This is a genomic window from Uliginosibacterium aquaticum (genome assembly GCF_012972705.2).
Taxonomy (GTDB): domain Bacteria; phylum Pseudomonadota; class Gammaproteobacteria; order Burkholderiales; family Rhodocyclaceae; genus Uliginosibacterium; species Uliginosibacterium aquaticum.
The window spans coordinates 1,611,831-1,624,832 of sequence record NZ_JABCSC020000001.1; the positions used below are offsets into that span (position 1 = coordinate 1,611,831).

General features: G+C 63.4%; 9 protein-coding genes. 3 read left to right on the top strand and 6 right to left on the bottom strand.

Annotation, left to right across the window (positions count from 1 at the left end; all coding sequences use genetic code 11):
* Window positions 1–68 precede the first annotated feature (68 nt).
* Window positions 69–1,889: a DNA helicase RecQ gene (gene recQ / locus HJ583_RS07200; RefSeq protein WP_170021362.1), complete on the bottom strand. Its 1,821-nt coding sequence runs from the start codon at window positions 1,887–1,889 to the stop codon at window positions 69–71.
* Window positions 1,889–3,016 (bottom strand): methyltransferase, encoded by a 1,128-nt coding sequence (locus HJ583_RS07205; RefSeq protein ID WP_235943707.1) that lies wholly within the window; start codon window positions 3,014–3,016, stop codon window positions 1,889–1,891. Before HJ583_RS07205 ends, recQ begins: the two co-directional genes overlap by 1 nt.
* Before the next feature lie 132 nt (window positions 3,017–3,148).
* Between HJ583_RS07205 and HJ583_RS07210 the strand changes: the two genes are divergently transcribed.
* Window positions 3,149–5,446 (top strand): PAS domain-containing sensor histidine kinase, encoded by a 2,298-nt coding sequence (locus HJ583_RS07210; protein WP_170021246.1) that lies wholly within the window; start codon window positions 3,149–3,151, stop codon window positions 5,444–5,446.
* On the opposite strand, the gene HJ583_RS07215 is transcribed toward HJ583_RS07210, so the two are convergent.
* Together HJ583_RS07215 and yccS are read right to left on the bottom strand one after the other, a co-directional pair.
* A complete protein-coding gene (locus HJ583_RS07215; protein ID WP_170021247.1) occupies window positions 5,362–6,972 on the bottom strand; it encodes an NAD(P)/FAD-dependent oxidoreductase in 1,611 nt (536 codons plus the stop codon). The two genes, HJ583_RS07210 and HJ583_RS07215, sit on opposite strands and share 85 nt — an antisense overlap.
* A 48-nt stretch (window positions 6,973–7,020) precedes the next feature.
* Window positions 7,021–9,198, bottom strand: a complete 2,178-nt coding sequence (gene yccS, locus HJ583_RS07220; RefSeq protein ID WP_170021248.1) for a YccS family putative transporter — start codon at window positions 9,196–9,198, stop codon at window positions 7,021–7,023.
* Between the two features lie 93 nt (window positions 9,199–9,291).
* Between yccS and ylqF the strand changes: the two genes are divergently transcribed.
* Complete coding sequence (gene ylqF, locus HJ583_RS07225; RefSeq protein ID WP_170021249.1) at window positions 9,292–10,224, top strand: ribosome biogenesis GTPase YlqF; 933 nt, start codon at window positions 9,292–9,294, stop codon at window positions 10,222–10,224.
* Window positions 10,225–10,300: 76 nt separating this feature from the next.
* Here ylqF and HJ583_RS07230 read toward each other — a convergent pair whose 3' ends face one another.
* Together HJ583_RS07230 and trxB are read right to left on the bottom strand one after the other, a co-directional pair.
* Window positions 10,301–11,134: a Smr/MutS family protein gene (locus HJ583_RS07230; RefSeq protein ID WP_170021250.1), complete on the bottom strand. Its 834-nt coding sequence runs from the start codon at window positions 11,132–11,134 to the stop codon at window positions 10,301–10,303.
* A gap of 5 nt (window positions 11,135–11,139) precedes the next feature.
* A complete protein-coding gene (gene trxB / locus HJ583_RS07235) occupies window positions 11,140–12,096 on the bottom strand; it encodes a thioredoxin-disulfide reductase (RefSeq protein ID WP_170021251.1) in 957 nt (318 codons plus the stop codon).
* Window positions 12,097–12,325: 229 nt separating this feature from the next.
* On the opposite strand from trxB, the gene HJ583_RS07240 reads away from it, so the two are divergent.
* Window positions 12,326–12,997: a Crp/Fnr family transcriptional regulator gene (locus HJ583_RS07240; protein ID WP_101942896.1), complete on the top strand. Its 672-nt coding sequence runs from the start codon at window positions 12,326–12,328 to the stop codon at window positions 12,995–12,997.
* Window positions 12,998–13,002: the final 5 nt, after the last annotated feature.

The following is a 13,002-nucleotide window of genomic DNA, read 5'->3' on the forward strand; positions in this document are numbered from 1 at the left end:
TGCGGCTTTAGCCGCATGGTGGCCGACGGAAGTCGGCCCTACAAAATGGAAGCTGGTCACGCTCTGATTCAGCCGTGCTTGCGCTGGTGGTTCTGAACCACTTCCAGAAACTGCATGCCGTAAGCATCAAGCTTGCGATCGCCCACGCCGGAGAGCTCGTACATGGCTTCCAGACTCATCGGGCGGTGCTCCAGCATCTGCTTGAGCGTGGCGTCGCCGAAGATCATGTAAGCGGGCACGTTCTGCTCTTCGGCGAGATCGCGTCGGCACTGTCTCAATGCGGCCCACAGGGTGCGTGCTTCGTCCGATTCGAACTCCATTTCGCGGCGCACGCTGGCAGCTGCCTTGGGCGCGGCGGCGCGCACGCGTTTGGCCATGAAGGTGGCTTCGCCACGTAATACCGGGCGGCAGGCGTCCAGCAGCATCAGGCCACCGAACTCGTTCACGCCGAGCAGGCCCTGGGCGACGAACTGGCGGAGCAGCGAGTTCCATTGCGCCTCGGGTAGTGCCTTGCCGATGCCGAAGGTGCTGAGCTTGTCGTGGCCGCGCTCGGTGATCTTGGCGACAGACTTGCCCATCAGGATGTCGATGATGTGCGCTGCGCCGTAGCGCTGGCCGCTGCGGTAGATGGTGGACAAGGCTTGCTGCGCGGGCAGGGATGCATCGAAAGTCTCGGGCGGCGTGATGCACATGTCGCAGTTGCCGCAGGGCGTGGATTCTTCGCCGAAGTAACGCAGCAACACTTCACGGCGGCAGGCCGGGGCTTCCGAGTAGCCGAGCAGGGCTTCGAGTTTGCGGCGCTCAACACGCTTCACTTCGTCCGGCGCTTGTGACTGCTCGATCATCTCGCGCTGCAGCACCATGTCCTGCAGGCCATAGGCCATCCACGCGTTCGAGGGCAGGCCGTCGCGGCCCGCCCGGCCGGTTTCCTGATAGTAGGCTTCAAGCGACTTGGGCAAATCCAGATGCGCGACGAAGCGCACATCGGGCTTGTCGATGCCCATGCCGAAGGCCACGGTGGCCACCATGACGATGCCGTCGCCGCGCACGAAGCGGGTCTGGTGATCGGCGCGCACGGCGGCGTCCAGCCCGGCGTGATAGGGCAGGGCCGAGATGCCTTCGGTGCGCAGCCAGGTGGCAGTTTCCTCCACCTTCTTGCGCGAGAGGCAATACACGATGCCGGCGTCGCCCTCGTGGTGGGTGCGGATGAATTTCAGTAGTTGCTTGCGTGGGTTGTCCTTCTCCACCACGGTGTAGCGGATGTTGGGCCGGTCGAAGCTGGAGACGAAGACGCGCGCCTCTTCCAGCGCCAGGCGCTCGATGATCTCGGCGCGGGTGGCGGCGTCCGCCGTGGCGGTCAGCGCAATGCGCGGAATGTTCGGGAAGCGCTCGTGCAGGATGGTGAGCTGGCGATACTCGGGGCGGAAATCGTGGCCCCATTGCGAGACGCAGTGCGCCTCGTCAATCGCAAACAAGGCGATGCGCGAGGATTCGATGAGGCCCTGGCAGCGCGGATTGAGCAGGCGCTCGGGGGCGACGTAGAGGAGATCGAGTTCGCCGGCCAGCAGTCGGCGCTCGATGGCGCTGGCTTCGGCAGCTTCCAGCGTGGAGTTCAGGAAGGCGGCGCGCACGCCCAGCTGGCACAAGGCCTGAACCTGGTCCTGCATCAGCGCGATCAGCGGCGAGACGACGATGCCGCAGCCCTCACGGAGCAGCGAGGGAATCTGGTAACACAGCGACTTGCCGCCGCCGGTGGGCATCAGCACCAGCGCGTCGCCTCCGCCTTGCACATGGCCGACGATGGCCGCTTGCTCGCCGCGGAATGCAGGGTAGCCGAAGGTGTGGCGCAGGGTGTGGAGCGCGGGGTCTAGAATTTCGGGCGAGTTCATCATGCGGCCTTGGCCAGACGCCACAGCGAAGTCACTTCCCGCGAGCGTGCCGCATGCAGCGGATCATTGGCATCCGTGGCTTTTGGGTGTTGCGGGCGGGTATCGAGACGATTGATCACGTGCAGGCCAGCAGCGTCGATCCAGCCGAGCAGCTCCTCGCGCGAGCGCAATTCGAGCAACTCGGCAATGTCCGAAATGATCAGCCAGGCCTCGCCGCCGGGCGCAAGATGCGCGGGCAGGTCGGCGAGGAAACCGCGCAGCATGCGGCTGTCGGGGTCGTACACGGCCGCTTCCACCGGCGAGGTCGGCGTTTCCGGCAGCCAGGGTGGGTTGCACACGATCAGTTTGGCCTGGCCGGGCGGAAATAGGTCGGCCTGCAGCAGCTCCACCTGATTCGTCAGCCCGAGGCGTTGCAGATTGTCCGCTGCGCAGGCCAGCGCGCGCGGGGCCATGTCGGTGGCAACGATCTGCGCGACACCCCGTTTGGCGAGCAGGGCGGCGATCACGCCGCTGCCGGTGCCGATGTCGAAGGCGGTGCTTTTGCCGGGCAGGGGCGCCTTGGCGATCAGATCCAGATACTCGCCGCGCAGGGGCGAGAACACGCCGTAGTGGGCGTGAATCGTGTCGCCCAGTGCCGCTACCTGCACGCCTTTCTTGCGCCACTCATGGGCACTGACCACCCCGAGCAATTCGCGCAGCGACACCACATAGCCGGTGTCGACCGGGCCGTAGGCCTCCAGGCAGGCTTGGGTCACATCCTGCGCACGGCGGGCCTGAATAGAGTGAGTTGCGTCGACTTCGATCAGCAGGCGCGCCAGAGTTTGTGCACGCGTAGCCTGCTGTTGGCGGTGCTGGCGAAAGGCCTGGAGGGCTGTGGCGGGCGCTTTGCCGGGGCGGCTTTGCTGTTTGTCCGCGCGGCGGCTCATGGCCTGCAGCAGATGGCGCGCGTTCTGCCAGTCGCCTCGCCACAACAGACTCACGCCGGCCTGCGCGAGGCGCCAGGCTTCGGCTGCGGGCAGGGTGTCGTCAATCAGGCGCAGTTCCGTGGGAAGCGGTGCGGCGGCTTCCGATTGCCAGCGAGAGGTGCGGGGCTGGCCAAGTTCGGACCAGTGCAGCAGGGGAGTCAAGCAGTGCCTTTCGAGTGAGGGCCGCTGCGGTGCGGTGGCAGCGGAGGGCGGATTTTAGCCTGTCCTCAAGCTGCCAGCCGGAACAACCGTTAATTGTGCTGCCGCTCGCTGTCATGTGTTCAGGGGAGAATCTTGCAACTGTCGTCCCAGCGTCGCAACCGCCTTCGCTTCCTTCTGGCTTTCGGGCTGGTGGTGGCGCTCGGCCTGCTTCTGGCGGCCTGGCAAGGGATGCGGGGGCAGGCCTTGCAGCACTGGCAGAGCCTGCTGCAGGCGCGCGTTGAGAATCACTCCGAGGGCTTACTGGGCAGTCTGGAGCGAGCCTGGCTGCAGCTCAAGCCGATTGAAGTGCTGTACGCAGGTTCGGAGCTGGTTACTCGCGCTGAGTTGGAAGAAGCTCTGCGGCGGATTACCGATAGCCCGGAAGCCGCCCTGCAAAACCCCTATGTGGCCCTCGTGCTGCCGCGAAGTGGCGGGGCGTGGCTGATTGAGGATGGCAACGCCTGGGCAGGGAGTTACATGCGAGTCGGACGTCGTTTCGATGCAGACTCCGCGATGGCGCGCAGCCTCACAGAGGTGCTGCGCAGCGGTCGGCCGCAGGTTGTGCTTGAAGCAGGCGTCGGCAACGACTGGCTGCTCTACTTTGCCTCCCGCATCGATGAGCGGGGAGGAGGGCGAGCCTTGCTGTACGAAATTCCGCTGGGCAATGTGCTGCGCCACCGCATTCTGGATGCCGAGGATGAAGGCTTGCGCATGCGTCTTCAGGTGCAACCGGCCGTGCAGCCAGATGGCTATCAGGACAAGGACTTTCCTGTCATCGCCACGCCGGGCGTGGGGCTCGCGCCTGCATTGAAGATCGAACAGCGTCTGCAGGCCTATCAGGCTGAGTGGATATTTGAATGGGATGCCCTGCCCCTTGCTCTGGGTGGGCCACAATACGCGCTGGCCGACCTGACGTTGGGCGGGGGCGTTCTGAGTCTGATACTGCTGGGGCTTTTGCTGGTGATGTCTTTGCGCTGGGGTGAGCGCAATTCGCGCTTGGCGGCGGAACGGGCGCTGACCCTGTCCGAACTGTCGCGCAGCGAAGCCCGCTACCGCACGCTGCTGGCCCAGTTGCCATGTCTGGTGCTGCGTTGCGCGAATGATCCGCAATGGACCATGGAGTTCATGAGTGCGCGTTGCCTCTCGATCACCGGCTATCCACCCGAGGCCCTGATCGGCAATCGCGATCAGGCCTATGCAGACCTGATTGTTGCGGAAGATGTTGAGCGGGTGGCCAGCGAGGTGGCCCGGGCGCTGGATCTGCATCTGGACTACGAACTCAAATATCGTATCCGTCGGGCTGATGGCGTGGTGCGCTGGGTGCATGAGCGCGGTGCGGCGAGCTATGACGAAAATGGACAGGTGCAATGGATTGATGCACTGGTGTTTGATGTCACGGATGCCCAGCAGATCAGCGAGGAGCTGGCTCGCAGCGAGGAAGCCCTGCGTGCGCTGAATCTTGAGCTGGAGTTGCGGGTGCAGCGCCGCACGGGTGAGCTCGAGCAGTCCAATCGTGATCTGCAGCGGGCCATGGAGCAGTTGGTGCAGGCCGAGAAAATGGCTTCGCTGGGAAGTCTGGTGGCTGGCGTGGCGCACGAGCTGAATACACCGATCGGCAGTGCGCTGGTGGTGGCTTCGACCTTGAAGGAAAAGTCCGTGCTTCTTGATGGAGCCATCAATGCGGGCGAGTTGCGCAAATCCCAGCTGGCCGATTATGTGGAGACCGTGCGTGAAGCCTCGGCCATGCTGGAGGGCCTGCTGGTCAAGAGCGGAGAGCTGATCTCCAGCTTCAAGGAAGTGGCGATTGACCAGCAGAGCATGCGCCGGCGCAAGTTCCGCCTGGCTGAGGTAGCACGCGAAATACTGGCCACCCTGCACTCCCAGCTTCGGCACAGCCCGGTGCGGGTGGAACTGAACGTACCGGAGGATATAAGCCTGGACAGCTATCCGGGGCCGCTCGGCCAGGTGCTCAGCAATCTGGTGGGTAATGCGGTCTTGCACGGCTTTACCGGCCGAAAAGAAGGCGGCGTGCGGGTAGAAGCGTGCCTGCTGGATGCCGATACAGTGGAGCTTAAGGTCAGTGACGATGGCTGCGGCATGACTGAGCATGTGCAGCATCATGCCTTCGATCCCTTCTTTACCACTCGGCTGGGGCAGGGCGGCAACGGGTTGGGCCTGTATATCTGCTACGGCATCGTGAGCGGAGTACTGGGCGGCAGCATCACGCTCGAATCCCGGCCCGGAGCAGGGACGACTTTCATCATCCGCCTGCCTCGGGTAGGGCCACTGCGTACCGAAGAGGCGCTTCAGGCCTTGCCGACGATATCCAGCGCCACGGCCTCGGCCAGCTCGATGCCATCTACCGCGGCAGACATGATGCCGCCGGCGTAACCGGCGCCTTCGCCGCCCGGATAGAGGCCGCGGGTGTTGATGCTCTGGTAGTCCGGCCCGCGCTTGATGCGGATCGGCGAGGAGGTGCGCGTTTCCACCCCGGTAAGCACCGCGTCGGGCAAATCGTAGCCACGGATCTGGCGAGCCATGGCCGGGATCGCTTCGCGCATGGCTTCGATGACGTAATCCGGCAGGGCGGTGGAAAGATCGGTCGGCGTGACGCCCGGCTTGTAAGAAGGCTCCACACTGCCGAGTTGCGTAGACGGGCGGCGAGCCAGGAAATCGCCGACCCGCTGCGCGGGTGCGAAGTAATTGCGTCCGCCCAGCTCAAAGGCGCGCGATTCCCAGTGGCGCTGGAAGTCCATGCCGGCGAGCGGGTTCTCAGGGGTGGCGCCAAAGTCTTCCGGATTCACGTTCACTACGAGGCCGGCATTGGCATTGCGCTCGTTGCGAGAGTACTGGCTCATGCCGTTGGTAACCACACGCCCTTCTTCCGAGGTGGCGGCCACCACGGTGCCGCCCGGACACATGCAGAAGGAATATACGGCGCGGCCGTTCTTTGCGTGATGCACCAGTTTGTAATCGGCTGCGCCAAGCAGTTCGTGGCCGGCGAAGCTGCCGTAACGGCAGGCGTCGATCAGGCTTTGCGGATGCTCGATGCGGAAACCGATGGCGAAGGGCTTGGCTTCGACATAGATGCCGCGCTGATGCACCATCTGGAAGGTGTCGCGGGCGCTGTGGCCCACTGCCAGCACCACATGGCGCGAGGGGATGAACTCGCCGTTTACGGTCACACCTGTGACCTGTCCATTGTCGACGGCGATGTCTTCAACCTTGCTCTCGAAACGGATCTCACCGCCCAGCGCGATGATTTCGGCGCGCATCTTCTCGACCATGCCGACGAGGCGGAAGGTGCCGATGTGCGGGCGGTTGATCCACTGGATTTCTTCGGGCGCGCCGGCCTTCACGAATTCGTCCAGCACCTTGCGGGTCAGGAAACGCGGGTCCTTGATCTGGCTGTAGAGCTTGCCGTCGGAGAAAGTACCGGCGCCGCCTTCGCCAAATTGCACATTGGATTCCGGATTGAGCTTCTGCTTGCGCCACAGGCCCCAGGTGTCCTGGGTGCGCTCGCGCACCGCTTTGCCGCGCTCCAGCACGATGGGGCGAAAACCCATTTGTGCCAGCACCAGCGCGGCGAGGATGCCGCAGGGGCCGAAGCCGATGATGACCGGGCGCTCCGTGAGGTTTTCCGGCGCACGGGCCACGAATCTGTAGGCCATGTCCGGCGTTGGTCCGATGTGGGATTTGCCGGCAAAACGTGCGAGGACAGCGGCGTCATCGCGCAGCTCGACGTCCACCGCATAGCTCAGCAGGATGGCGCTCTTCTTGCGCGCATCCGGGCTGCGTTTGTAGACCTTGAAGGAGAGCAGATCGCTGGCAGGGATGCCCAGGCGTTCAAGGATGGCGGCGGGCAGGGCGGCCTCAGTGTGATCGAGGGGCAGCCTGATTTCGTGCAGACGGAGCATGGCAGGGGCCTGATGACTATTCAGGAGGGTAAAACGGAGACCGCCATTTTACCTGCTCGCGCCGCTCTCTCCCCACATGTTTGCCGACACGGCGGCCAGTTCCGGCAGCAGATGGCTGACCAGAGCCAGCTGGCGGATGATGCGCCGCTCCTGCGGCGGAGTGTCCGACGGGATTTCGTCCAGCGCCGTCAGGGAAGGGAGTGGCAGCGCTTCTGCCGTCACGACCTGGCGTTGCTCAAAGGCTGTCGCCAGCTTTGCCAGGCAATCGCAAGCCTGGCGACCGGCTTCTGCCACGAGTTGGCCGTGTTGCCATTGACTGATCTTCTCGCGGTGAGCCCCAAGCGCCGAGATGTAAGCGAGCAGGGTGTGGCTGGCGGTGAGGAAATGGAAAGCCTGCTCCGGGGTGAGACGGTGCTGGTCGGGCTCGCCGAGCATGGCTGAGAGGGTCAGCGAGAGTTCGGCATCGGCGTTGTGGGCATCGCGCCGGGCGATGCGGTAGCCGAGGTGATCGTCCTTGCCGTTGTTGTACTGGGCGAGGACTTCATTCAGATAAGTACTGGAGCGTGAGAGGGTCTTGCTCATCGCCAGATGAAGGCGCCGGCCTTGCCAGTCCGGCAGGATCAGGGCGACTGCGCCACCGGCCAGTAGCGCGCCGAGCACGGTGTCGAGCAGGCGCGGCCAGATCAGCGCATAGCTGCTGCCCAGCTGGTTGAAGCACAGCAGCACCAGTACCGTGATGCTGGCGGTGGCCAGCATGTAGCGGTCTGCACGCCAGAAGAAGAAGGCCACGCCGGAGGCGACGGCCAGCCCGAGCTGGGCTTCATCCTGCGGGAACAGATGCAGAAAGGCCCAGCCGCCGAGCAGGCCCAGCAGGGTGCCGCTCACACGCTGGCCGAGGCGCTTCCAGGTGTCGCTGTAAGTCGGCTGCAGCACGAAAACCGTGGTCAGCATCACCCAGTAACCCTGGGGCAGGTTCAAGAGATGCAGCAGGCCGTAACCGGCGGCCAGCGCCAGGCTCAGGCGCAAGCCATGGCGGAAACGGCCGGACTTCGGGGTGAACTGCATTCGGATGCGCTGTAGCGCTTCGCGCAGGCTGGCCGGATTGCTGTCGCGCAGGGTGGTGTCGTCCGTCTGCAGCAGAGCGTCGGGATTGCCTGCGTTGGAGAGCTGGCGGTCGATGGTGGTCAGATTGCGGGTGAGATCGGCCACCGGATCGGCGTTGCGGCGCCAGTCGGTCTCGGTGCTGGCTTGTACATGGCTCAGGGCGGCGCCGAGCTCATCGAGGGCTGGCAGGCTGTCGCGGCCGTAGTTGAAGTACTTGTCCAGCGCGATGGCGCGGGCCAGCTTGGCGCAGGCTTCGCCCTGCAGGCTCATCAGGTGGGCACAGCGGAAGAGGATGTCGCTGCGTGCAAATACCCGGGAAAGTTCGGTGTAGCTCTGGTGAGAGGAGCTGGCGCGCTCGTGGATGTCTTGCGCCAGGAAATACCACTTCAGAAATCGCGCACTGCGCGGACGCGGCTGGCCATCCTTCATCCAGCCCAATAGCACCTGACGGGCCCGGTTCATGCGCTGCACCAACAGGCTGTTGTGTTCGGCCAGCGCCAAGCGCAGGGCGTCCGGGTGACGGCCTGGAATTGGCTCCAGCAGTTTGGCTTTCAAGGCCAGGTAACTGGCCAGCCCCAGATAGACTGAGGCGAGGATCTGGCGGGCTGGGCGCGCCGCGAAAGCCAGTACCCATACCAGGGAAATCCCTTCATACCAGGCTGCACCGGCAAGCAGTTGCAGCGGCTCATGCCAGATCGGCGCCAGCTCCTGTCCGGGCCGGCTGGCGCTGAGCATGGCGTAAATGCCCAAAATCAGTGAAGCGCTGGCAACCCGCGCGTAGCGCTCGCTGATCGCGCCCAGCATCACGAAGCCGAAAGTAGAGAGCAGCAGCCCGCACACGAAGAACCAGGGCCAGGCAAACAGCAAGCGCACCGAAAAAGCCGTGGCGGCGAAGCAGGAGAGGGTGACGAGTACCGCCAGCAGGCGGCCCAGCGGGCGATCTTCGGTCTCGGCCAGTGCCGCAGCAATCACGCCTAGGATCGGGCCGATCAGCCATTCCGGCCGGTCAAGTGTCAGGCACAGCCAGACCACGCCGCCCAGGGCCAGCGCTACCTTCACACTGTCGCTGGTCTTGTCATGCGCCCAGAACTGGCGCCAGAGTTCGAAAAATGAGGTTTGCATGGAGGGCAGCAAAAGAGGTGGCTTCCTGTTTCTACGCGACAGCCTAAGGGCAGGCGTGGGACAATTCCACCCTTTGCATCAAATAAGCGGCATATGGCTATCCAGTGGTTTCCCGGACACATGACCTCGGCGCGCAAGAAAGCGGCCGACGCCATGGAGAACATCGATGTGGTCATCGAGGTGCTCGACGCACGCCTGCCGCAGGCCAGTTGCAACCCCATGATCACGCAGTTGCGCCAGCATCGTCAGCGCCCCTGCCTGAAGATCCTGAACAAGGCGGATCTGGCGGATCCTGTTGTGACGGCGGCCTGGCTGGAGTATTTCAACCAGCAAGCGGGCGTCAAGGCGGTCGCTTTGTCCTGCAAGAAGGCCTCCGACGTGGCGCGTGTGCCCGGCTTGTGCCGGCCGCTGGCACCACACCGCAACGACAACGTGAAGCCGCTGCGCATGATGATCATGGGGATTCCGAACGTCGGAAAATCCACCCTGATGAACGCGCTGCTCGGGCGCAAGCTTTCGGCCGTGGGCGACGAGCCGGCAGTGACCAAGAATCAGGTACGTGCCGATATCGATATCCGTCACACCCTGGTTGATACGCCCGGCATGATGTGGCCCAAGATCGAGTTCGACAGTGATGGCTACATGCTTGCTGCCAGCCACGCGATCGGCCGCAATGCGGTGATCGATGAGGAGGTGGCAAGTTTCCTGGCGGACGTGCTTCTGGCGCGCTATTCACAGAACCTTGTCGAGCGCTATGGTTTTGACGTGAAGGGCATGGACGGCGTGGCGGTGGTGGAAGCCATCGGCAAGCGGCGTGGGTTTCGCATCAAGGGCGGTGGGCTGGATCTGGAAAAAGCCGCACTGACCCTGCTGCAGGATTACCGCGACGGGCGTCTCGGGCGTATCACGCTGGAAACGCCGGAAACCCGACTGGCGATGATCGCTGAGCATCAGCGTCTCAAAGCGTTGGCGCTGCCAGATGACCGGGCCAAGCCGGATGCGGCTGAGGAAGAGCTCGAGGATTGAGTTGCAGGGCTGACTTCAGTCGGCCAAGCAGGTCTGCTGTGCGACAGAAGTCGGCCCTATGGTAGAGCTGCAGCTCCTACAGCAATGAACTTGTCCGCGAAGCCTTGAGCAACACGATCAGGGCGCCGGCGCCGCCATCCGGCAGGCGTGCCTGGCAGTAAGCCATCACGTCTGCGTAGTTCATCAGCCAGCCCGCCACGAGTTTCTTCAGCACCGGTTCGCGGCCGGGGGAGCCTCGCCCTTTGCCGTGCACCACGCGCACGCAGCGGATGCCTTCCTTCTTCCAGCGCCCCATGCAGGCCGCCAGCAGATCGCGTGCCTCATCGCGGTTGCAGCCATGCAGGTCGACCTGATCGTGAACAACCCAGCGGCCTCGGCGCAGGTCGCGGATGATCGCGCGCGGCACGCCGTTGGCGAGATAAAACAGCTCGTCGCCGCCTTCCAGGTGCAGATCCAGGGAGGTGGGTGCGTAGATGGATTCGGCCAGTGCCGCCGCCTCATCGCGCTCCAGTTGGAGCGGTAGCGGCTTGGGTTTGGGCGCTTCGATCTCCACGCGTGTGTTCTGGATGGGTTTTACCCCGCGCAGAGCAGCAGCCAGATCGCTGGTTTCGCCCGCCAGCGGTTTGGCATCTTCGGCCAGCCAAGCTGCGGGAATCCACTCGTCCTGATTCGTCTGTACGACGGTGGGTGGCGCCAGCTCTTCGGCACTGCGCGTGCGCGGAATGGGCGCCGGCTTGGGGCGCTCGATCTCGGCATGGTTGCCGGGCGGCAAGGCCTTTACACCGGACAAGGCTTCGCGCAGCAGGCTGGCTTCATCCTGCGCGTCAACGGCAACAACCCGCCGTGGGGCGGGTTGTGCTTTGAGCTTGCGCTTGAGTTCGGCCAGCGCAGGCAAGCGGGTCTTGCTCATGCAGCTTAGAGTCCGCCGAGGTAGCGCTCTGCATCCAGTGCGGCCATGCAGCCGGTGGCCGCCGAGGTGATGGCCTGACGGTAGTTGTGGTCGGCCACATCTCCAGCAGCAAACACGCCCTTGATGGTGGTCTGGGTGGCGTTGCCATGCTGGCCAGTCTGCACTGTCAGGTAACCAGCTTCGTTCATGTCCAGTTGGCCCTTGAAGATATCGGTGTTCGGTGCGTGCCCGATGGCAATGAACACACCTAGCAGCGCGATGTCCTTGGCGGCACCGGTCTTGAGGTTCTTGATGCGCATGCCGTTCACGCCCTTGGCGTCGCCGAGGACTTCATCCAGCGTCGAATCCAGCTCCAGTACGATCTTGCCTTCCTGGACACGCTCCATGAGCTTGTCGACCATGATGGCTTCAGCGCGGAATTTGTCGCGGCGATGCACCAGCGTCACCTTGCTGGCAATGTTGGCCAGATACAGCGCCTCTTCCACAGCGGTGTTGCCGCCGCCGATCACGGCAACTTCCTGATTCTTGTAGAAAAAACCGTCACAGGTTGCACAGGCCGACACGCCGCGACCGGAGAACTTCTCTTCCGAGGGCAGGCCCAGATACTTAGCCGTGGCGCCGGTGGCGATGATCAGCGCATCGCAAGTGTAAGTGCCGGCGTCCCCCACCAGCGTGAAGGGGCGCTCGGTCAGCTTAGTCGTGTGGATGTGATCAAAAATGATCTCGGTGTTGAAGCGGCGCGCGTGTTTTTCGAAGCGGGCCATCAGATCGGGGCCTTGCACACCGTCGGCGTCAGCCGGCCAGTTATCGACTTCGGTCGTCGTCATCAGCTGGCCGCCCTGGGCCATGCCGGTGATCAGCACCGGCTTGAGATTGGCACGCGCAGCGTAAACGGCCGCGGTATAGCCGGCAGGGCCGGAGCCAAGGATGATCAGGGGATGATGCTGGGTCGTTCCACTCATGATGGGCTCCTTCGGGAAAATTTCTTGTGCCAGATTATAGCCGAGCGCTTGGCTCCCTCCCTGATTGTCCCTGCCAATCGGAGGCATTGGTGGGCACTACTTGTCAGCTATCGGTGATTGTGAATGCAGGATGTTTCCAAGCGTGATGCTTGTCACATATACTCGTGGCACAAGTTGGCATTTCAATCAGGATTTCCCGCGCACAGGCTGCGGCCGGCACGGAGGGTTAATGGCAATCAAGCACACGATTTCTGCAACTGCGCTGCGAACGGTGCCGATCTTTCAGGGACTGGACGCCGAGCGTCTCGAAGAAGTAGCCCGCTGCGCAACCCTGCGCCGGGTAGCACGTGGGACTACGGTGGTTCAGGCCGGAGAGCTGACCGATAACGTCTATTTCGTACTGAATGGCAGTCTCAAAGTACTTGTCAGCGATGAAGATGGCCGTGAGGTGATCCTGACTATCATCGGTCAGGGCGATGTCTTTGGCGAAATGGGGGTGCTGGATGAGGAGCCCCGTTCCGCTACGGTGACCGCAGTGGCGGCTTCCGATCTGATCGTGATCCCGCAAGCCGATTTCCGCCAGATCATGGCGCACAACTTCGAGGTTTGCCTGCGCGTGATGTGCAACATGGCGCGTCGGCTGCGTGCAGCTGATCGCAAGATTGAAAGTCTTGCCTTGATGGATGTGTATGGGCGCGTGGCCCGTCTGTTGCTGGATATGGCCGAGACGGTCGACGGTCGTAGCGTCGTGCGCAAGAAAATTTCCAAGCAGGACATTGCCCGCATGATCGGCGCTTCGCGTGAGATGGTTTCGCGCGTTATGAAGGATCTGCAAGCACGCGGCTTGCTTGAAGAAACGCCGGATGGTCTGGTGATCATCGAACAGGTGGCCGACGCCTGATGCGG